Here is a 20,892-nt window from a genome sequence, read left to right on the forward strand (position 1 = left end):
TCTCGCAGGTCTTTACACCTTTGCCTCAATCCGCCCGCTTCCGCCCTTTGCGGGCGGGCACGAGCCCGTCCAGGTCGATGTCGACGGGGAACGGCACCGGTCGCTCCAACCGCTCGCGGAAGATCCCGGCCGCGACGTAGGCGGACGTCGGGAGGTCCGGTTCGTGGACGTGGACCACCGGGAGGCCGTCCTCCTCCTCGATGACCCAGTAGTGCGGGATCCCGGCCTCGGCGTACTTCCGCGACTTGACCACGCGGTCCCGGTCGGCGGACTCGGGGGAGACGACCTCCACGACGAGCGCGATGTCGGCGACATCGAAGAACGTCCGGTCGGGGTCGTAGTCGGCCCTCGCGACCTTCACGTCCGGCTCGGGGCGGTTCCGTCGGTCGAGCCTGATCGTCATCTCCCGTTCGGCCAGGAAGCCGTCCGGGACCGTTTCCTCGAGGACCGCGGTCAGCGCCGTGACAGCCCGACTGTGCCACGAACGCTGCGGGGACATCCTGAAGACCAGTGCGCCGTCGATCAGTTCGGTGTGCCGCGGCGCCTGTGGCAGGTGGTCGAGGTCCTCGGCGAACCACCCCTCGATGCGGGGCGGGTGCATCCAGTGCGGCGACTCGCTCATGAGGCGCACGGTAGCGACTTGGGAGCGGGCCCGGGGTCAGTCGGGTCCGCACAGCCGGCGCGTGTACCGACGGTGGGGCGCCTTGTCCTGGTCGCGGCCGAGACGTGATCGAGCTGCGACCTCCCGGGTGGGTCCGAAGCGGGGCGGGGTCCGTCGGAACGGTGTGGGCGCCCCGGGAGGGGGTGCCGGGCATCGGACGGCGGGGAGGGCTCGATCGTGGGACGAGGACGAGGACGAGGACGGCGGAGAGCCGGGGCGCTGGCGGCGGTGGCCGTGGCGGCGGTGCTGGCGGCGGGGTGCGGGGCGAGCGGGGAGCGCGGGGCCGAGGGCAGGTCGGCGGTCGCCCCGGCGCAGGCCGCCGCCGGGGAGGCGGCGAAGGGGGACGCCGCCGTCGGGGTGCCGGGGGCGGCCTCGGCGGTGCCCCCACCGGTGCCCAAGGCGGCGCCCGGGCAGCCGGCCGGGCAGGCGAGTGCGGCGCCGGTGGTGGACGCCCGGCAGATCGCGTACTCGGCGCAGCTGACGGTCCGGACGGCGCAGGTGGACGTGGTGCTGGCGAAGGCCCGGGACCTGGCCGTCGCGGCGGGCGGCTATGTGGCGAGCGAGACCGGGAGCTCCGGTGGGGAGGGCGGTCCGCAGAACGGGCAGATCACGGTGAAGGTGCCCTCGGCGGCGTTCCAGCCGACGCTGGACCAGCTGGCCGGGCTCGGCGAGGTGCTCTCCCGGCGCAGCCAGGCGGAGGATCTGACCCAGCAGGTCGCGGACGTCAACAGCCGGATGCAGAGTCAGCAGGCGAGCGTGGACCGGGTGCGCGCGCTGATGGCGCAGGCGAAGACGCTGGCCGAGATCGTCAGCCTGGAGAGCGAGCTGAGCCGCCGGGAGGCCGACCTGGAGTCGCTGCAGAAGCAGGTGAAGGAGCTGTCGGCGCGGACCTCGCTGTCCACCGTCACGCTGGACGTGCGGCAGAAGGCCGGGCCGGTCCAGGACGTGCCGGACGCGCCGGAGGACAAGGGGTTCTGGGCCTCGGTCGGTTCGGCGCTCGGCGGCGGCTGGCACCTGCTGGCCGCGATCGTGCGCGGGGTCGCCGTGACGGTGGCCGCCGTGCTGCCGTTCCTGCTGGTGGCCGCGCCGGTGGCGGCGGTGCTGTGGGGGCTGCGCCGGCGGCGGCGGCCGGTCCCGGCTCCCGCCGGGGCGGAGCCCGCGGAGGAGGGGGAGGAGGAAGAAGAAGGGGACGAATCCGCGCGCTGATCCCGGGCCCGACGGTCCCGACGGTGGCGGCCCCTCAGGAGCGGGCCGCCACCGGGCGGCGGGTCAGCGGGCGCTGGTCTCGTGCACGAAGGCGACCAGGCGGCTGAGCGCGTCCGGGTCCATGCTCGGCATGACGCCGTGGCCGAGGTTGAAGATGTGGCCGCTGTTGCCGAGCGCCTGGGCGGCGTGCAGCACCTCGCGGGCCTTGGTCTCGACGGCCCTGGTGGGCGCGAACAGCACCGCCGGGTCCAGGTTGCCCTGGAGGCCCTTGCCGGGGCCGACCCGCTCGGCGGCGACGTTCAGCGGCACCCGCCAGTCGACACCGACCACGTCCGCGCCGGCCTGGCCCATGAGGCCCAGCAGCTCGCCGGTGCCGACGCCGAAGTGGATCCGCGGCACGCCGTACCCGGCCACCGCGTCGAACACCTTGGTGCTGGCCGGCATCACCGAGCGGCGGTAGTCGTCCGGCGCGAGCGCGCCGACCCAGGAGTCGAACAGCTGGATCGCCGAGGCACCGGCCTCGATCTGCACCTTGAGGAAGGCGGCGGTGATCCCGGCCAGCCGGTCGAGCAGGGCGGCCCACAGGTCGGGCGCGCCGTACATCATGGCCTTGGTGTTCTCGTGGTTCTTGGACGGCCCGCCCTCGATCAGGTAGCTGGCGAGCGTGTAGGGGGCGCCGGCGAAGCCGATCAGCGGGGTCGGGCCGAGCTCGTCGACGAGCAGGCCGACGGCCTCGGTGATGTAGGGGACGTCGTCCGGCTCCAGCGGGCGCAGCCGCTCCAGGTCCGCGAAGCTGCGGATCGGGTCGGCGATGACCGGGCCGATGCCGGGCTTGATGTCGACGTCGATACCCACCGCCCGGAGCGGCACCACGATGTCGCTGAAGAAGATCGCCGCGTCCACCTTGTGCCGGCGCACCGGCTGGAGGGTGATCTCCTTGACCAGCTCGGGCCGCATGCAGGACTCCAGCATGGGGATGCCCTCGCGGACCTTCAGGTACTCGGGCAGCGAGCGGCCCGCCTGACGCATGAACCACACCGGGGTGTGCGGTACCGGCTCCTGCCGGCAGGCGCGCAGGAACGCCGAGTCGTACGCGGCGCCGCGGCGCGCGTCGGGCTGCTGACCGGGGGTGGCGCCGGTCGGGGGGACTGCCGTCGTCTCGCTCACGCTCCAAATCTTCGCACGCGGTCCGGGCCCGCCCGTCCCGGCCGTCCCGTCGCTTCCTCCAGGATCCGGCCGGAGGACAGCTCGGAGGACAGGTCGGAGATCCGGTCGGAGATGTGGCCGGAGATCTGGCCGGATTGCCGCCCCGGCGCGCCGCGCGGGAAGAAGTTACGGCGGTTACCCGCGTTTTCGACCTAGTCTTCGGGTCATGGCAGCGGTCGGAGGGCACCCCCCGCAGGGTGGAGGAGCAGGTGGCGGAACGGGCCGGGAGGCGGCGCCGAGTGAGTTCCGGGCCGCCGTGGAGGCGTTCTCCGGCGCCCGGCTGCGCCCCGAGCTCGTCCTCTCCCCCGCCCCGGCCCCCCGCCGGCTGGCGCCGCACTCCTTCGCGCTGACCGCCACCGTCGAGATCGACGGCGAGGAGCTGGCCGACGGCCGGCTGGTGCTGCTGCACGACCCGGCCGGGCAGGAAGCCTGGAACGGGGACTTCCGCGTGGTCACCATGACCCGGGCGGAGCTGGAGCCGGAGATGGCCGGCGACCCGATGCTCTCCGAGGTCGGCTGGGCCTGGCTGCTGGACGCGCTGCAGGCGCACGGCGCCGGGTACGCGGAGCCGTCGGGCACGGTGTCGCTCTGCGCCTCGCAGTACTTCGGCGGGCTGGCGGAGCGCGCGTCGACCACCGAGATCGAGATCAGGGCGTCCTGGACGCCGGCCGACGGCCGCTTCGAGCGGCACCTGGCCGCCTGGGGGGACCTGCTCTGCATCAGCGCGGGCCTGCCGCCCGCGGCCGCGGCGCCGCACGCGCCGGCCGACGTCACGTCACTCGGTGGAGTGGTCCCGATGCCCGCCAGGCGACGTCCGCGCTCGCACTGAGGAGTGGCGCCGCCGCGGCGTCATCACCGGATGCGATGCCACCCCCAGGGTTGACGGAGTGTGACTTCGGTGCGGCTCTTCGTCAATAAACCGATCAGATCCGACTGCTTCGCGTCGGGCTTGATCGATTTTGTGCGAATTCCAGACGGGTCGTAATCAGTCACCTGCGCGATTTGTCCGTATTGTTACTCACTAGATCGTGATCTTTCGCTAAAGCCGGGCACGGATGCTGCCGAAGCAGACTGTGACCCTTTCCGAACGCGGAACACTCCGACCGCCCCCTCGGGGTTCCGTCCGCCACTCCCGCAGGAGGCCTGGTGTCGGTCCTTCTTGAGCACCCCGCAAACGTGGTCGCCTACCGCCCGACCAAGCCCACCGCCATGGTGGTCATTGCCGATCCCCGCGTCCGAAACACCGTCACCCGTCACCTCTGGGCGCTCGGCGTCCGGGACGTGATCGAGGTGTCCTCCATCGCCGAGGCCCGCCCCCGGGTCTCAACGCCGCGCGACATCTGCGTCGCCGACGTCCATCTCCCCGACGGCTCGGGGCTGACCATCCTCGCCGAGACCCGTGCCGCCGGCTGGCCCAACGGGCTGGCGCTCTCCGCCGCCGACGACATCGGCGCCGTCCGCAGCGCGTTGGCGGGCGGGGTCAAGGGCTACGTCGTGACCGGCACCCGCACCAATGTCGCCATGCCGGGCCGACCGGGCCTGCCGCTCGGCGCCGCCGGGCTGGCCGGTCGGATGCGGCGCCCCGGGATGCCGGGCATGCCGGGTTCGGCCGGGGCTCCCGGCGGCGCGCCCGGCAGCCACGGCGCACACGGCGCGCCGGGCACCCAGCAGACCGCCTACCGCGAGCTGTCCGGCCGTGAGGTCGAGGTGCTGCGGCTGGTCGCCGAGGGCCAGTCCAACAAGGCGATCGGCGTGGCGATGGGCCTCTCGGCGCTCACCGTGAAGAGCCACCTCGCCCGGATCGCCCGCAAGCTCGGCACCGGCGACCGCGCCGGCATGGTCGCGGTCGCGCTGCGCACCGGCATCATCCACTGAGCCCCGGCGCCGCTGCGGCGGCCCAGGAGGAACGTTTCCTCCCGGGTCGCCGCGCACCGCGGCCGGGAACGACCCTGTGGGGCCCGTCCGGAGCGTCTCGGGCGGGCCCCTTCATCGGTCTGACCAGTCCGACAACACTCCCGGTCGCGGGGTCCGTCGTACCCTTGGTGGGTGACCGACGCCGTAGCAGCCATCCCAGAAGAAGCAGCCCCGGTCCCGCTCCTCGAACCGAAGGAGGGGATCCCTCCGGTCGTGGCGGACGAGCGGGCGCTGGCCGCCACCGTCGCCGCCTTCGCCGCGGGATCCGGACCGGTTGCCGTCGACGCCGAGCGGGCCTCCGGCTACCGCTACGGCCAGCGGGCGTACCTCATCCAGCTACGCCGCGCGGGCGCGGGCTCCGCGCTGATCGACCCGATCGCCTGCCCCGACCTCAGCGGGCTGGGCGCCGCCCTCGCGGACACCGAATGGGTGGTGCACGCCGCCACCCAGGACCTGCCCTGCCTGGCCGAGGTCGGCCTGAGACCCCAGCGACTGTTCGACACCGAGCTGGCCGGCCGGATCGCCGGCTTCCCCCGGGTCGGCCTCGGACCGATGACGGAGAGCGTGCTCGGGCTGAGCCTCGCCAAGGAGCACTCGGCGGTGGACTGGTCCACCCGTCCGCTGCCCGAGCCGTGGCTGCGCTACGCGGCCCTGGACGTCGAGGTGCTGGTCGAGCTGCGCGACGCACTCGAACAGGAGCTGGACGCCCAGGGCAAGCTCGGGTGGGCCCTGGAGGAGTTCGCGGCGATCGCCGCCGCGCCCCGCCCGGCCCCGCGGACCGACCCGTGGCGCCGTACCTCGCAGCTGCACAAGGTCCGCCGGCGCCGCCAGCTGGCCGTGGTGCGCGAGCTGTGGCTGGCCCGCGACCGGACGGCCCAGGAGCGGGACGTCTCGCCCGGCCGGGTGCTCTCGGACGCCGCGATCGTCAACGCCGCGCTGGCCATGCCGCTGAACATCGCCGCACTGCAGGGCGTCCAGGGCTTCGGGCCCCGGGTGCACCGGCGCCAGCTGGAACAGTGGCTGGCCGCCGTCCAGCGCGGGCGGGAGGTGCCGGAGAACCAGCTGCCGCCGGCCGCCGCCCCGCACGACGGCCCGCCGCCGCCGCGCGCCTGGGCCGAGAAGGACCCGGTGGCGGCCGCCCGGCTGAGCGGGGCCCGCGCCGCGGTCGGCGAGCTGGCCGAGCGGCACAACCTGCCGGCCGAGAACCTGATCACCCCGGACCTGGTCCGCCGGGTCTCCTGGGAGCCGCCGGCCGACGCCTCGGTCGCGAACGTGGCCGCCGCGCTGCGGCGGCTCGGGGCCCGGCAGTGGCAGGTGGACCTGGTCGCCCCGACCCTGGTCGCCGCCTTCGCCGACGCGGCCGAAGCCGGGGCCGACGCCAAGGCCGGTACGGCCGCGCAGCAGGGCTGAGCGGGGAAGAGTGGAGGAGGGGATGTCGCCCGGAGCGGGCGGCATCCCCTCCGTCGTACCCGGACGGCGGCGGGAGGGCCCCGTCCCGCCCCCCGGGCCCGCGCCCCGAGGGCGGGCGCTCCCGGCGCCGCGGCGGACGGGTGAACCAGGGAGTGGGCGACAACACATCCGGTGTTGCGGCTGCCGGGCCTGGGCAGGGTGGTTACCGACGGGTAGCATGGCCGTGGGCGGCGCCGCCCGCGTCCATTCGTGCGACGGCTCGCGGCAGCCTGCCCACTGAACCGTTGGTCCCTGGGAGGAGAGCCCCCGTGCCTCGTACCGCGAGGGACGTCGTCTTCGTCGATGGCGTCCGCACCCCGTTCGGCAAGGCAGGCCCGAAGGGCATCTACCACGAGACCCGTGCCGACGACCTCGTCGTCAAGTGCATCCGGGAACTCGTGCGTCGTAACCCGAACCTGCCCGTCGAGCGCATCGACGAGGTCGCCATCGCGGCCACCACGCAGATCGGCGACCAGGGTCTGACGATCGGCCGCACCGCAGCACTGCTGTCGGGGCTGCCGAAGTCGGTCCCCGGCTACGCGATCGACCGCATGTGCGCCGGCGCGCTGACCGCCGTGACCACCACCGCCGGCGGCATCGCCTTCGGCGCCTACGACGTGGTCGTGGCCGGTGGCGTCGAGCACATGGGCCGCCACCCGATGGGCGAGGGCGTCGACCCGAACCCGCGCTTCGTCTCCGAGAAGCTCGTCGACGAGTCCGCCCTGTTCATGGGGATGACCGCGGAGAACCTGCACGACCGGTTCCCGCACATCACCAAGGAGCGCTGCGACGCCTACGCCGTGCGCTCGCAGGAGAAGGCCGCCAAGGCGTACGCCAACGGCGACATCCAGCCCGACCTGGTGCCGATCTCGGTCCGCAACACCAACCCCGAGGTCGGCGAGACCGGCTGGGGCCTGGCCACCGCGGACGAGCCGATGCGCCCGGGCACCACGATGGAGAGCCTGGCCGGCCTCAAGACCCCGTTCCGCCCGCACGGCAACATCACCGCGGGCAACTCGGCCGGTCTGAACGACGGCGCCACCGCCTCGCTGCTGGCCGCCGAGGACGTCGCCGAGGAGCTCGGCCTCCCGGTCCGGATGCGCCTGGTCTCGTACGCCTTCGTCGGTGTCGAGCCCGAGGTCATGGGCATCGGCCCGGTGCCGGCCACCGAGAAGGCGCTGGCCAAGGCCGGTCTGACCATCGACGACATCGGCGCGTTCGAGGTCAACGAGGCCTTCGCCGTGCAGGTCCTGGCGTTCCTGGACCACTACGGCATCGCCGACGACGACGAGCGCGTCAACCCGTTCGGTGGCGCGATCGCTTTCGGCCACCCGCTGGCCTCCTCCGGCGTGCGCCTGATGAACCAGCTGGCCCGCCGCTTCGAGCAGCGCCCGGACGTCCGCTACGGCCTCACCACGATGTGCATCGGCTTCGGCATGGGCGCCACCATCGTCTGGGAGAACCCGCACTTCGAGGGTGGTAAGTGAGCATGAGCACCACGACTGAGCTGCTGACCCGCGGCGCCGAGCTCTTCCCCGGCGAGGTCGTCACGACCGCGCACGTCCGCCACCTGGACCTGCCGCTGCAGGCCGGCCGGCTGGCCCTGATCACCCTGGACAACGGCTTCGACCACACCAAGCCGACCACCTTCGGCCCGGGCTCGCTGCTCAAGCTGAGCGAGGCGCTGGACCAGGTCGAGGCGGAGGCCGCCGCGGGCACCGTCGTCGGTGCCGCGATCACCGGCAAGCCGTTCATCTTCGCGGTCGGCGCCGACCTCAAGGGCGTCGAGCTGCTCCAGGAGCACGCGGACGCGCTCGCCATCGGCAAGGGCGGCCACGAGGTCTTCAAGCGGATCGCCGCGCTGCCCGTCCCGACCTTCGCCTTCTACAACGGCGCGGCCATGGGCGGCGGCGTCGAGGTCGGCCTGCACTGCGACTACCGCACGGTGTCGGCGGGCGTCCCGGCGTTCTCGCTGCCCGAGGTCTTCCTCGGCCTCGTCCCCGGCTGGGGCGGCTGCAGCATCCTGCCGAACCTGATCGGCCCGGCCAAGGCCGTCAAGGTGATCATCGAGAACTCGATGGCGCAGAACAAGCAGCTCAAGGGCAAGGACGTGTTCGAGCTGGGGATCGCCGACGCGATCTTCGAGCCGGCCGACTTCCTGGAGCAGTCGCTGCTCTGGGCGGCCAAGGTCCTCAAGGGCGACGTGGCCGTCGAGCGCGAGGAGATCGACCGCGGCAAGGCCTGGGACGACGCCGTCGCCTGGGGCCGGCTGGTCGCCGACGCCAAGGTGCACGGGGCGGCCCCGGCCGCGTACCGGGCGCTGGACATCATCGCCCAGGTCAAGGACCAAGACCTGCAGGCCGGCTTCGACGCCGAGGACGCGGCCCTGGCCGACCTCATCATGGGCGGCGAGCTGCGCAGCGGCATCTACGCCTTCAACCTGGTGCAGCGCCGGGCCAAGCGCCCGGTCGGCGCGCCGGACAAGTCGCTGGCCCGCCCGGTCTCCAAGGTCGGCGTCGTCGGTGCCGGCCTGATGGCCTCCCAGCTGGCGCTGCTGTTCGCGCGCCGGCTGGAGGTGCCGGTGGTCCTCACCGACATCGACCAGGAGCGCGTCGACAAGGGCGTCGGCTACGTCCACGCCGAGATCGACAAGCTGCTCGACAAGGGCCGCATCGGCAAGGACAAGGCCAACCGCCTCAAGGGCCTGGTCTCCGGCTCGCTCGACAAGGCCGCCGCCTTCGGTGACGCGGACTTCGTGATCGAGGCCGTGTTCGAGGAGATGGGCGTCAAGCAGACCGTCTTCGCGGACCTGGAGAACGTGGTCTCGCCGACCTGTGTGCTGGCGACCAACACCTCCTCCCTCTCGGTCACCGAGATGGCCTCGAAGCTGAAGCACCCCGAGCGGGTCGTCGGCTTCCACTTCTTCAACCCGGTCGCGATCCTGCCGCTGCTGGAGATCGTCCGCGGCGAGAAGACCGACGACGTCTCGCTGGCCACCGCCTTCGGCGTCTCGAAGAAGCTGAAGAAGACCGCGGTGCTCTGCAAGGACGCCCCGGCGTTCGTGGTGAACCGGATCCTGACCCGCTTCATGGGCGAGATCCAGAGCATCATCGACGAGGGCACCCCGATCGCCACCGTCGAGAAGGGCGTCGAGCCGCTCGGCCTGCCGATGTCCCCGATCGTGCTGCTGGAGCTGGTCGGCCCGGCCATCGCCCTGCACGTCTCGGAGACCCTGCACGGCGCGTTCCCGGAGCGGTTCACCGTCTCCGAGAACCTCGGCCGGGTGGTCAAGGCCGGCAAGCGCGGCTTCTACACCTGGGTGGACGGCCAGCAGGTCCTCGACCCCGAGGTGCTGGAGCTGCTCACCTTCGGCGACACCGTGCTGACCGAGGAGCAGGTGCTGGGCCGCGCCCTGGAGGCCGTCGCCCAGGAGATCGGTCTGATGCTGGAGGAGGGTGTCGTCGCCGAGGCGCAGGACATCGACCTCTGCATGATCACCGGCGCCGGCTGGCCCTTCCACCTGGGCGGGATCACCCCGTACCTGGACCGTGAGGGCATCTCGGAGCGGGTGAACGGCAAGCGCTTCCTCGCCCCGGGCGTGGCCTCCGTGCCCGTCTGAGGATGACGTGGAGGGCCCCGGTGACCCAGGTCGGTCACCGGGGCCCTTCGTCGTCCGCCGCGGCCCGTGCGGAGCCCGCAGCGGGCCTTCCCGGGCCGTGACGGGCCGTCCAGGCCGTCCAGGGCCGTCCCCTGGTAGCCAGGGGGCAGGGGAGCCGAGGAACGGGCGCCGTCAGCGCTTGAGGCGGTAGACGACGGTGTCGGCGAAGACGCCGACCATCTCGTAGTGGGTGTCCAGCAGGTTCTCGATCTTCGGGATCATGCCCGGCTGGTACGGCGCGAGGCCGGAGTCGTCGACGACCACCTCGGGCAGGCCCTTGGCGATCTCCTGGTCGAAGGTCTGCCAGGCGTTGGCCATCGAGAACTGCTCGCCGACGCTGGGGCTGCCGTCCTTGCCGCCGCTGTAGTTGGTCAGGAAGCCGGCCGTGAGGTACCGGGTGGCGGGCTTGCGGTCGGCGAGCCAGTACAGCTCCGGGTGCATGCCCCAGACCAGCACGGTGTCCTTGGACGTGGTCTGCGCGGCGACGGCGGTGGCGACCTCGGTGGTGCGGTCCAGCCGCTCCCCGGGCCAGGCCAGCGCGAGGCCCCAGAAGACGGTGGCGGCGGCCGTGGTGTACACCAGCACCGGCTTCCAGCGGACCGCCGAGGTGGCGACCGCCCCGGTGCCCAGCAGCACCAGCGGGGGCATCAGCTGGAGGTAGTAGTGGCCGAAGAAGTGGAAGCCGACGCTGACCGCGACGAGCGAGGAGAGCAGCCACATCCACAGGTCGGTGGTGGAGCCGTGCTCCTCGCCGGCGACCGGCAGCGGGCGGTGCCGGTACTTCAGCCACAGCCTGCGGCCGACCGGCAGCAGGAAGCCGAGCCCGGCGCCGACCAGGATCGCCGAGTTGCCGAGCGCCCGCCCGACCATCTGCAGCCAGGCGCCGCCCGAGGTGGCGTAGTCGCCGCTGCCGGTGACCACCCAGAACAGGAAGCCCTTGGGTTTGGTCAGGATCACCGCGACCAGCGCTATCGGCAGGGTGAAGCCGAAGCCGATCTTGAACAGGGCGGGGATCCAGCGGACGCCGCGCTGCCGGGCGTCCTGGAAGAGCATCCAGAGCACCGGCAGCAGCACCGCGCCGCCGGTCTGCTTGGTCAGCGAGCAGAGCGCCACCGCGATGCCGGCGGCCAGCCAGCGGCGGCGTTCGGCGTACCGGAAGGCGGCCACCATGGCGGGCAGCATGAAGACCTCGAAGGTCGCCGCCTGGGTGTCCTCCGGGGAGAGCCCGATCGAGACCAGCAGGTAGAGCAGTCCGGCGCCGACGCCGGCCCGGTTGCCCCAGCGGCCGCGGGCGATGGAGGCCAGCAGGATCGCGGTGACCAGGTGGGCGGCCACCGCGAGGGTGCGCAGCGGCCAGAGCGAGGCGGAGCCGAAGACCGTGAAGCACGCCTGGTAGAGCCAGGGCAGCAGCGGGGGCTTGCGGTCCACCACGGTGTCGTAGAGCACGCCGCCGTCGGCGAGCATCCGGGCCTGGGTGGCCAGGAAGCCCTCGTCGGGGCTCCAGACCGGGCGGACGAAGGACGGCAGGTGGGTGAGCAGGGCGACCAGGGCCAGCAACGGCACCAGTCGGGACCAGTAGCCGGTCTTCACCCGCTCCCAGCCGTCGGCCGGGGGTACCCCCAAGGGCAGGCGCTCGGTGAGCGCGGTCAAGCGGGATCGGATGGGGGTCGGCACGGATGACAACCTACCGGGCGGAATCGGCACGGGCAGCGCCGGTCCCGCCTTTGGTGCGATTATCGGCCTGACTGTTGCAGAGCTGTCGCAGTGCCGGACCGGAGTACCGCCGTCCGGGGCCTCCCCCGGACGGCGGTACTCCTGCGGCGGTACTCCTGCGGCGGAGCGGTCAGGCCTCGACGGTGGCGACGTCCAGCCGGGAGACCAGGGCGGTCACCTGCCGGGCGATGTCCGGGGCGGTGAGGCCGATCTCGGCCAGGATCTCCGGGCGCGAGGCGTGGTCCAGGAACTGCTGCGGGATGCCGAAGACACGCAGCGGCAGGTCCACGTCCGCGTCCCGCAGCGCCTGGGCGATCGCCGCGCCGACGCCGCCGACCCGGCCGTTGTCCTCGACCGTGACGACCACCCGGTGCTCGGCCGCCAGGCCGGGCAGCGCCGGGTCGACCGGCTTGACCCAGCGCGGGTCCACCACGGTGGAGCTGATGCCCTGGGCGGCCAGCAGGTCGGCCACCTCCAGGCACATCGGGGCCAGCGCGCCGACCGAGACGATCAGCACGTCGGCCCGGCGGCCGTCCTCGGCCTCGCCGAGGGAGTCCGGCACGGCGGCGCGCAGGACGTCCATGCCGCCGACCGTGGCGACCGCCGGGACGGCCTCGCCGACCGAGCCCTTGGAGTAGCGGACCACCGTCGGGGCGTCCTCGACCGCGACGGCCTCGCGCAGCTGGGCGCGGACCTGGTCGGCGTCGCGCGGGGCGGCGAGCCGCAGGCCGGGGACGACCTGGAGGATCGACATGTCCCACATGCCGTTGTGCGAGGCGCCGTCGGTACCGGTGACGCCGGAGCGGTCCAGCACGAAGGTGACGCCCAGCTTGTGCAGGGCGACGTCCATCAGCACCTGGTCGAAGGCGCGGTTGAGGAAGGTCGCGTAGACCGCGAAGACCGGGTGCAGTCCGCCGGTGGCCAGGCCGGCCGCGCTGGTGACGGCGTGCTGCTCGGCGATGCCCACGTCGAAGATCCGGTCCGGGAAGGCCTCGGCGAACGGGGCCAGGCCCACCGGGTGGAGCATCGCGGCGGTGATGCCGACGATGTCCTCGCGCTCGTGGCCGAGCGCCACCATCTCCTCGGCGAAGACCGAGGTCCAGTCCCTGCCGGAGCTCTTGATCGGCAGGCCGGTCTCCGGGTGGATGACGCCGACCGCGTGGAAGCGGTCCTCGTCGTTGTTCTCGGCGGCGTGGTAGCCGCGGCCCTTCTCGGTGAGGCAGTGCACGATCACCGGGCCGCCGAAGCCGCGCGCCTTGGTGAGCGCGGACTCCAGGGCGGTGAGGTCGTGGCCGTCGATCGGGCCGATGTACTTGAGGCCGAGGTCCTCGAACATGCCCTGCGGGGCGATGAAGTCCTTCAAGCCCTTCTTGGCGCCGTGCAGGGTCTCGAACAGCTGCTGGCCGACCACCGGGGTGCGCTGCAGCGCGTCCTTGCCCCAGGACAGGAAGCGCTCGTAGCCCTGGGTGGTGCGCAGGGTGGCGAGGTGGTTGGCGAGGCCGCCGATGGTCGGCGAGTAGGAGCGCTCGTTGTCGTTGACGACGATGACGAGCGGGCGGTCCCTGGCGTCGGCGATGTTGTTGAGCGCCTCCCAGGCCATGCCGCCGGTGAGCGCGCCGTCGCCGATCACGGCGACCACCGGGTCCGGCTTGCCCAGCAGCTGGTTGGCCTTGGCCAGGCCGTCCGCGTAGGAGAGCACGGTGGAGGCGTGCGAGTTCTCGATCACGTCGTGCTCGGACTCGGCGCGCGAGGGGTAGCCGGACAGGCCGCCCTTCGTCCGCAGCCCCGAGAAGTCCTGGCGGCCGGTGAGCAGCTTGTGGACGTAGCTCTGGTGGCCGGTGTCGAAGAGGATGCGGTCGCGTGGGGAGTCGAACACCTTGTGCAGCGCGATGGTGAGCTCCACCACGCCGAGGTTCGGGCCCAGGTGGCCGCCCGTCTTGGAGACCTCGGTCACCAGGAAGGTCCGGATCTCCTGGGCCAGTGCGGCCAGCTGTCCGGGCGTGAGCCGGTCGAGATCGCGCGGTCCCCGAATGCGGGTCAGCAGGGCCACCCGTTCCTCCTCGTTCGTGTTCGCGGACCGGAGGTCCGACGGGCGTCGCTGCCCGGTGTCGACCGGTCGAGTCTAATGTCCGCCCACCGGACGCCGGGCGGGGCGTCCGGTGCCGACGGCCGGTACGCGCCAGCCACCTCGGCGGTCACTCTTTCGGGTGAACGTGGAAAACCGGCGTGTCGTTGCACCCGGCCGGGACGGGAACCGGGGCGAGAGCCGAGGCGTGAGCCGGGGCTCAGGGACGGGCGACGGCGAGCGCGCTGGAGTCCCCCGCCTCGCTCATGACCAGCGCGAGCGCGCCCAGGACCTCGGCCCGGCCGCCCAGGGTACCGGGGACCACCGACAGCTGGCGGGCGGCGCTGGGGATCGCGTAGCGGGCCACCGAATCGCGGATCGGCCCGAGCACCAGCTCCCCGGCGTCCGCGAGCTCGCCGCCGAGGATCACCCGGCGCGGGTTGAGCAGGTTGCAGAGGGTGGCCACACCGGTGCCGATCTGCCGGCCCGCGTCGGCGATCACCCGGCGGCAGCCGAGGTCGCCCTGGTGGGCCAGCTCGACCACCCGGGCCAGGCTGAGCTCGGCGCCGAGGGTCGGGGTGAGCAGGTTCAGCAGGTAGCGGGAGCCGACGAAGGTCTCCAGGCAGCCCCGGTTGCCGCAGCGGCAGACCGGGCCGGCCTCGTCCAGGGTGATGTGGCCGATCTCGCCCGCGGTGCCGCCCGGGCCCCGGTAGATCTGCCCGTTGACCACCAGGCCCGCGCCGACGCCGCTGGCCACCTTGATGTAGGCGAGGTCGCTCAGGCCGCGGCCGGCGCCCCAGACCAGCTCGCCGAGGGCGCCGAGGTTGGCGTCGTTGTCGACGTGCACCGGCATGCCGAGGCGCTCGGCCAGCTCGCGGCCGGGGGCGATGCCGGTCCAGCCGGGCAGGATCGCGGTGGAGCCCAGTGCCCCGGTCTCCACGTCGATCGGGCCGGGCACGCCCAGGCCCACGCCGATCACCTTGTCCGGGCGGAAGCCGGCCTCCGCGAGCAGCCGCTCGACCAGGGCCTCGGCCCGGTCGAAGCCCTGCGCGGCCGAGACGTCGACGTCCATCGGGGCGCTCTCCTCGGCGAGGACCCGGTGGGCGAGGTTGCCGACCGCGACCCGCAGATGGGTGTGGCCGAAATCGATCCCCACCACGATGCCGGCGTCACCGCTGAGCGAGACGCTGCGGGCGCGCCGTCCGCCGGAGGAGGTGTCGGCCACCACGACGGTGCCGGTCTCCTTCAGTTCTCGGACGATGTTGGACACCGTGGCCGCCGAGAGGCCGGTCCCGCGGGCGATCTCGGCCTGGGTCAGCGAGCCGGCCATCCGCACCGCGCGGAGCACCCGCTCCAGGTTGGCCCGGTGCAGCGAGGACTGCGAGCCCGGAGTGTCCGTCGACATGATCCACCCTCCCAAGGGGGCCGGGGACCCCTCCAGTCGGGCGTCCCCTTCAAGTCCTGAAGCCTAGGGCCTGTCTCTTGGATTTTGTCGGGCGAGGTCGCGGCGGTGGGGTGCGTGCATCGCAAGGCGGAGGTGGGGGCACCTCCCGGCCGGAGGCTGGGGGCGGAGCCACTGCGGTGGGGGCACCTCCCGGCCGGAGGCCATTGGCGACCGACGACAACGCGGCGTGGGGGTACCCCCGGCCGAAGGCTGGGGGCGTGCGTGCCCCGGCGTCGCGGCCCCGGCAAGGATCCAAGAGACAGGCCCTGGGAGCCTGTCTCCGGGTGAAGGCACGGGGGAGAGTGCGCGAAGGGCTGGTGAGGGATCGGGGGCGGCCGGGGAGGGCGGGCGGGCCGGGCGGCGGGCCGGCGAACCGGCTCCGGCGCAGGTCGGCGGGGCGGCTGAAATCCTGACAGCGCCGCAGGTCGGCGCGGGGGTGACCGGGAGCTCCGGTTCCGGCGCCGGTCCGAAAACCGATCCCCCGTACGATGGTGCCCAATCTCACCCGTCCCGGCGGCCGCGGATGCGCGCCGCTCCAGGGACGATTCCAGACATGACGGGGCATCAGATGGCAGGGGATCACCCTACACCGGGGGCTGGCGAAGCTTCCGGCAGCGGTCCGGACAACCGGGGCGTCTCTCTCGGACGCCCGGCGGGCGGCGTCGACCCGGCGGCCGTGGCCGACCAGCAGACACAGCTCGACGGGGCCGCGGTCCCCGGTCAGGCCGCACCGCCGGCCCCGGCCGGGCCGCCCGCGCCGCCGGCCGGGGCACCGGGGGCCGCCGGGGCGTACGCCTACGCGCCCACCGCCCCCGCCTTCCCGTCGCAGGGCGCGGCGGGCGCCCCGCCGCAGGCCCCGCCGATGGGCCCGTACGACCCCTCCCCCGGCCAGCCGCAGTTCGGCGCCCCGGCGGCGGGCCAGCAGTACGGCTACACCGCCCCGCCCGCCGACGGCGGCGCGGCCGGCTACGGCTACCCGCAGCAGGCCGGCGGCTACGGCTACCCGGGCGCCCCGGCGCCCGTCGCCCCGCCGAAGCGCAACCCGGTGATGGTCTGGGGCGGCATCATCGGCGGTGTGCTGGCGATCGCCATCGTCGCCGCGCTGATCGTGCTGTTCACCGACGACAACAAGAAGAAGGACGACCCGCCGGCCGCCTCCGGCGGCACCACCGGCCAGGTCACCGGCGGTCCCAGCGGGGACGCCACCGCCACCGGCGGGACGGTCACCGCGCCGGCCACCGGCGGCACCACCGGCGGCGCGGCCACGGGCGGCGGTGGCGGCGGCAAGGCCGGCGCCTACAACCCGGCCTGGGCGGCCGACAAGCCGGCCAGCTCGGTCAGCGGCTCGACCCGGATGCTCGCCATCTGGGGTGCCGAGAAGGTCGCGGTGCGCGCCGACACCACCGGCATCCGCGCCGTCAACACCTCGGACGGCAAGGAGGCCTGGAACATCCCGGTGCCCTCCGGTGCCAAGGAGTTCTGCTCCGCCTCGTACAGCGCCAACTCCAAGCACATCGCCGCGATCGCGCTGAACACCGGTGACAGCGACTGCTCCACCATCGCCGCGATCGACCTCACCACCGGCAAGCTGAGCTGGACCGTCAAGGTCGGGCAGAGCCGGATGACCTCCCCCACCCTGACCGTCACCGACAAGGTGGTCGGCATCGGCGCCAACACGGCCGCCGCGGTCAACATCGCCGACGGCTCCGCGGCCTGGTCGTTCCAGCCGCGCGAGAAGGACTGCAGCGTCTACGGCACCGTCGCCGGCGCCCAGATCGTGGTCACCGACCGCTGCTACGGCCTCAGCACCACCGTCAAGTCGCAGCTGGTCATCGTGGAGACGGACACCGGCAAGGTCGCCTCGCCCGCGCCGATCACCCTGGCCGGCACCATCGAGCGGGTCGACAAGGTGCTCTCCGAGCAGCCGCTCGTGGTCTCGATGTCCAGCGGCCCGAACGGCGACTACGTGCTGCCGTTCGACAAGACCAACAAGGCCGGCACCCAGATGCCCGTCAAGGAGCCCGGCTACGACAGCCTGCGGCTGAGCGGCCTGAGCGACGCCATCACCCAGAGCGTGGTCAGCGGCACCACCCTGTACGTGCAGACCAACCCGACCAAGCCCTCGGTGAACGCCTACGACCTGAACACCGGCAAGCGGCTCTGGTCGACCGACGGCAAGGCCAAGGACGGTCTGCGGCTGGTCTCCGGCACCGACAAGGAGGGCAAGGTCCGGGTCGTCATGGACATGGGCTACGGCACCGACGCCAAGCTGGCGGCGCTCGCCCCCGCCGACGGCGCCGTGAGCGAGCTCGGCACCATCGCGCTCGGCAAGGACTCCTCCTCCTTCAGCATCAGCCTGAGCAGCAACGAGTTCGTGCTGAACTCGGACGGCGCGCTGTACGGGTTCTCCCGCAGCAGCATGGAGCCGCCGGTCTTCAAGTTCGTCAAGAAGTAACGGCACCCCGGGCGGGGTGGTGCGGGCCCGACCGGCCCGTACCACCCCGCCCGCGGCGTACCCGGGAAGTATTCCGCCGGAGCCCGCGGGCGGACATGGCAGGATGCCAGGCATCAGCCCGACAAAGGAGTCCTGCGAGTGCCCGGCACCAATCTGACCCGTGACGAGGCCCGCACCCGGGCCGACCTGCTGCACGTGGACGCGTACGAGATCGAACTCGACCTCAGCTCGGCCCGAGAGGGGGGCACGTTCCGGTCCACGACCGTGGTCCGGTTCACCGCCACCACCCCGGGCGCGGCCACCTTCATCGACCTGGTCGCCCCGGGCGTCGAGGAGATCGTCCTCAACGGCGTACGGCTCGACAACAGCGCCTTCGCCGACAGCCGGATCGCGCTGCCGGACCTCGCCGCCGAGAACGAGCTGCGGGTGGTCGCCGACTGCGCCTACACCAACACCGGTGAGGGCCTGCACCGGTTCGTCGACCCGGTCGACGGCGAGACCTACCTGTACACCCAGTTCGAGGTGCCGGACGCCCGCCGGGTCTTCGCCTCCTTCGAGCAGCCCGACCTCAAGGCCGCGTTCACCTTCACCGTGACCTCGCCCGCCGACTGGGTCGTGGTCTCCAACTCGCCCACCCCCGAGCCGGAGGGCGAGGGCGGCACCCGGGTCTGGCGCTTCGCGCCGACCGGCCGGATCTCCTCGTACATCACCGCGCTCGTCGCCGGCCCCTACGTCGGGGTCTTCGACAGCTACGAGAACGGCGAGCAGAAGGTGCCGCTGGGCATCTACTGCCGGCCCTCGCTGCGCGAGTTCCTCGACCCCGAGGCGATCTTCGAGGTCACCAAGCAGGGCTTCGAGTACTTCCAGGAGAAGTTCGACTTCCCCTACCCGTTCGCCAAGTACGACCAGCTGTTCGTGCCGGAGTTCAACGCCGGTGCGATGGAGAACGCGGGCGCCGTCACCCTGCGCGACCAGTACGTGTTCCGGTCCAAGGTGACCGACGCCGCGTACGAGGCCCGCGCCGCGACGATCCTGCACGAGCTCGCCCACATGTGGTTCGGCGACCTCGTCACCATGGAGTGGTGGAACGACCTCTGGCTGAACGAGTCGTTCGCCACCTACGCCGAGGCGGTCTGCCAGGCCGAGGCGCCCGGCTCCCGGTGGCCCAACTCCTGGACCACCTTCGCCAACCAGATGAAGACCTGGGCGTACCGGCAGGACCAGCTGCCGTCCACCCACCCGATCATGGCCGAGATCAACGACCTGGAGGACGTCCAGGTCAACTTCGACGGCATCACCTACGCCAAGGGCGCCTCGGTGCTCAAGCAGCTGGTGGCCTACGTCGGCCAGGACGCCTTCTTCGAGGGCGTGCGCGCCTACTTCAAGCAGCACGCCTGGGGCAACACCCGGCTCGGCGACCTGCTCGGCGCACTGGAGAAGGCCAGCGGCCGCGACCTCAAGGCCTGGTCCGCTGCCTGGCTGGAGACCGCCGGCATCAACGTGCTGCGCCCCGCGCTGACCCTCAACACCGACGGCGAGATCGAGTCCTTCGCCGTGCTCCAGACGGCCCCGGCGCTGCCGGCCGGCGCCAAGGGCGAGGCCGTGCTGCGCCCGCACCGGATCGCCGTCGGCCTGTACGAGCTCAACGACGGCGCGCTGGTGCGCACCGACCGGATCGAGCTGGACGTCGACGGCCCGCGCACCGAGGTGCCGGAGCTGGTCGGCCGGCACCGCCCCGCGGTGATCCTGCTCAACGACGACGACCTCACCTACGCCAAGGTCCGCCTCGACGAGGACTCGCTGGCCGTCGTCACCGAGAACCTCGGCGGCTTCACCGAGGCGCTGCCGCGCGCGCTGTGCTGGGCCTCCGCCTGGGACATGACCCGCGACGGCGAGCTGGCCGCCCGCGACTACCTGACGCTCGCCCTCTCGGGCCTGCCCCGGGAGAGCGACATCGGCGTCGTCCAGTCGGTGCAGCGCCAGGTGAAGCTCGCGCTCGACGTCTACGCCGACCCGGACTGGCGCGAGCAGGGCCTGGCCCGCTGGGCCGAGGCCGCCGAGCAGGCGCTGCGCGACGCCGAGCCGGGCAGCGACCACCAGCTGGCCTGGGCCCGGGTGCTCGGCTCCGTCGCCCGGACCGGCGGTCAGCTCGACCTGCTGGCCGGGCTGCTGGACGGCGGCACCGTGATCCCCGGCCTGGCCGTGGACACCGAGCTGCGCTGGGTCCTGCTGGGCCGGCTGGCCGCGACCGGCCGGGCCGACGAGGCCGCGATCGGGGCCGAACTGGCCCGCGACAACACCGCGGCCGGCCAGGAGCACGCGGCCAGCTGCCGGGCGGCCCGCCCGACGGCCGAGGCGAAGGCGGCGGCCTGGGCCTCCGTGGTCGAGTCGGACGAGCTCACCAACTACGTGCAGGCGGCGGTGATCGGCGGCTTCCAGCAGGCCGACCAGCGCGAGCTGCTGGCGCCGTACTCGGAGAAGTACTTCGCCGCGGTGAAGGACGTCTGGGAGAGCCGCAGCCACGAGATCTCGCAGCAGATCATCGTCGGCCTCTACCCGGCGCTGCTGGTCGAGCAGGGCACGCTGGACGCCACCGACGCCTGGCTGACCGCCGCGGAGCCGTCGCCGGCGCTGCGCCGTCAGATCGTCGAGGCGCGGGCCGGGGTGGAGCGGGCGCTCAAGGCGCAGGCCGTCGACCGGGCCGCCGGGGAGCGCTGACACCGGCGGGGTGCGTCCCCCTCCCGCGCGGAGGGGGACGCACCCCGCGGGGTCGCACCTGGCCTGGGGTCGCACCCAGCGCAGCGCGGAAACGCCCGAGGGGGCGCCGGACATCGTCCGGCGCCCCCTCGGGCTCTGTACTGGGCTCCGTGGTGGAGGGCCCTCGGCTACTTCTTCCTGTCCTTGCCGCCGAACGGCACCATGGCCAGGGCGCCGATGATCACGAAGGCCGCGATCGGGAGCAGCACGTACAGGCCGAGGGTCTGGGCGACGCTCAGGCCGCTACCCGGGTCGTCGCCGTCGTCCCGGGTGAGGGCCATGGCGGGCGACGACAGCAGCATCATCAGCGTGACCGTCGCGGTGACCGCGCCGGCTCGCAAAGCGTTCCTCTTGTCCACGGTGC

The 20,892-nt window shown here is 72.9% G+C and carries 14 protein-coding genes; 8 read left to right on the forward strand and 6 right to left on the reverse strand.

Annotation, left to right across the window (positions count from 1 at the left end):
* Positions 1 to 25: 25 nt before the first annotated feature.
* A complete protein-coding gene (locus SM793_RS27975; protein ID WP_320441068.1) occupies positions 26 to 622 on the reverse strand; it encodes a Uma2 family endonuclease in 597 nt (198 codons plus the stop codon).
* A gap of 216 nt (positions 623 to 838) precedes the next feature.
* On the opposite strand from SM793_RS27975, the gene SM793_RS27980 reads away from it, so the two are divergent.
* On the forward strand, positions 839 to 1,867 hold the full coding sequence (locus tag SM793_RS27980) for a DUF4349 domain-containing protein (RefSeq protein ID WP_320441069.1): 1,029 nt from the start codon (positions 839 to 841) through the stop codon (positions 1,865 to 1,867).
* Positions 1,868 to 1,930: 63 nt separating this feature from the next.
* On the opposite strand, the gene hemE is transcribed toward SM793_RS27980, so the two are convergent.
* The gene (gene hemE, locus SM793_RS27985) at positions 1,931 to 2,944 is read right to left on the reverse strand and encodes a uroporphyrinogen decarboxylase (RefSeq protein WP_320441087.1); all 1,014 of its coding nucleotides are present in this window, start codon (positions 2,942 to 2,944) and stop codon (positions 1,931 to 1,933) included.
* A gap of 295 nt (positions 2,945 to 3,239) precedes the next feature.
* Here hemE and SM793_RS27990 point away from each other — a divergent pair, with 295 nt between their 5' ends.
* The 5 genes from SM793_RS27990 to SM793_RS28010 all read left to right on the forward strand — a co-directional run bounded on the left by SM793_RS27990 (position 3,240) and on the right by SM793_RS28010 (position 10,055).
* Positions 3,240 to 3,902 carry a DUF3000 domain-containing protein gene (locus tag SM793_RS27990; protein WP_320441070.1) on the forward strand — a complete coding sequence of 221 codons (663 nt, stop codon included), beginning with the start codon at positions 3,240 to 3,242 and terminating at the stop codon, positions 3,900 to 3,902.
* Positions 3,903 to 4,219: 317 nt separating this feature from the next.
* A complete protein-coding gene (locus SM793_RS27995; protein ID WP_320441071.1) occupies positions 4,220 to 4,948 on the forward strand; it encodes a response regulator transcription factor in 729 nt (242 codons plus the stop codon).
* A gap of 171 nt (positions 4,949 to 5,119) precedes the next feature.
* The gene (locus SM793_RS28000; protein ID WP_320441072.1) at positions 5,120 to 6,397 is read left to right on the forward strand and encodes a ribonuclease D; all 1,278 of its coding nucleotides are present in this window, start codon (positions 5,120 to 5,122) and stop codon (positions 6,395 to 6,397) included.
* Positions 6,398 to 6,705: 308 nt separating this feature from the next.
* The gene (locus SM793_RS28005) at positions 6,706 to 7,923 is read left to right on the forward strand and encodes an acetyl-CoA C-acyltransferase (protein ID WP_320441073.1); all 1,218 of its coding nucleotides are present in this window, start codon (positions 6,706 to 6,708) and stop codon (positions 7,921 to 7,923) included.
* A 2-nt stretch (positions 7,924 to 7,925) separates the two neighbouring features.
* Positions 7,926 to 10,055, forward strand: a complete 2,130-nt coding sequence (locus SM793_RS28010) for a 3-hydroxyacyl-CoA dehydrogenase NAD-binding domain-containing protein (RefSeq protein ID WP_320441074.1) — start codon at positions 7,926 to 7,928, stop codon at positions 10,053 to 10,055.
* 171 nt (positions 10,056 to 10,226) lie between these two features.
* Here SM793_RS28010 and SM793_RS28015 read toward each other — a convergent pair whose 3' ends face one another.
* The 3 genes from SM793_RS28015 to SM793_RS28025 form a co-directional block, all read right to left on the reverse strand.
* Positions 10,227 to 11,768: an ArnT family glycosyltransferase gene (locus SM793_RS28015; protein ID WP_320441075.1), complete on the reverse strand. Its 1,542-nt coding sequence runs from the start codon at positions 11,766 to 11,768 to the stop codon at positions 10,227 to 10,229.
* 169 nt (positions 11,769 to 11,937) lie between these two features.
* Positions 11,938 to 13,857, reverse strand: a complete 1,920-nt coding sequence (dxs, locus tag SM793_RS28020) for a 1-deoxy-D-xylulose-5-phosphate synthase (RefSeq protein ID WP_320441076.1) — start codon at positions 13,855 to 13,857, stop codon at positions 11,938 to 11,940.
* A 235-nt stretch (positions 13,858 to 14,092) separates the two neighbouring features.
* On the reverse strand, positions 14,093 to 15,277 hold the full coding sequence (locus tag SM793_RS28025; protein ID WP_320441077.1) for an ROK family transcriptional regulator: 1,185 nt from the start codon (positions 15,275 to 15,277) through the stop codon (positions 14,093 to 14,095).
* A gap of 715 nt (positions 15,278 to 15,992) precedes the next feature.
* Here SM793_RS28025 and SM793_RS28030 point away from each other — a divergent pair.
* Complete coding sequence (locus tag SM793_RS28030; protein WP_320441078.1) at positions 15,993 to 17,771, forward strand: PQQ-binding-like beta-propeller repeat protein; 1,779 nt, start codon at positions 15,993 to 15,995, stop codon at positions 17,769 to 17,771.
* A 138-nt stretch (positions 17,772 to 17,909) separates the two neighbouring features.
* Complete coding sequence (gene pepN, locus SM793_RS28035) at positions 17,910 to 20,489, forward strand: aminopeptidase N (RefSeq protein WP_320441079.1); 2,580 nt, start codon at positions 17,910 to 17,912, stop codon at positions 20,487 to 20,489.
* Positions 20,490 to 20,656: 167 nt separating this feature from the next.
* Here pepN and SM793_RS28040 read toward each other — a convergent pair whose 3' ends face one another.
* Positions 20,657 to 20,887, reverse strand: coding sequence for a hypothetical protein (locus tag SM793_RS28040; protein ID WP_320441080.1), 231 nt, complete (start codon positions 20,885 to 20,887; stop codon positions 20,657 to 20,659).
* Positions 20,888 to 20,892: the final 5 nt, after the last annotated feature.

This window comes from Kitasatospora purpeofusca, from assembly GCF_034043715.1.
GTDB lineage: Bacteria > Actinomycetota > Actinomycetes > Streptomycetales > Streptomycetaceae > Kitasatospora > Kitasatospora purpeofusca_A.

Excerpts from the sequence above, each read along its gene's own strand:
- SM793_RS27975 (WP_320441068.1), bottom strand. The coding sequence starts at position 622 with ATGAGCGAGTCGCCGCACTGGATGCACCCGCCCCGCATCGAGGGGTGG.
- SM793_RS27990 (WP_320441070.1), top strand. The coding sequence starts at position 3,240 with ATGGCAGCGGTCGGAGGGCACCCCCCGCAGGGTGGAGGAGCAGGTGGC.
- SM793_RS28025 (WP_320441077.1), bottom strand. The coding sequence starts at position 15,277 with ATGTCGACGGACACTCCGGGCTCGCAGTCCTCGCTGCACCGGGCCAAC.
- SM793_RS28010 (WP_320441074.1), top strand. The coding sequence starts at position 7,926 with ATGAGCACCACGACTGAGCTGCTGACCCGCGGCGCCGAGCTCTTCCCC.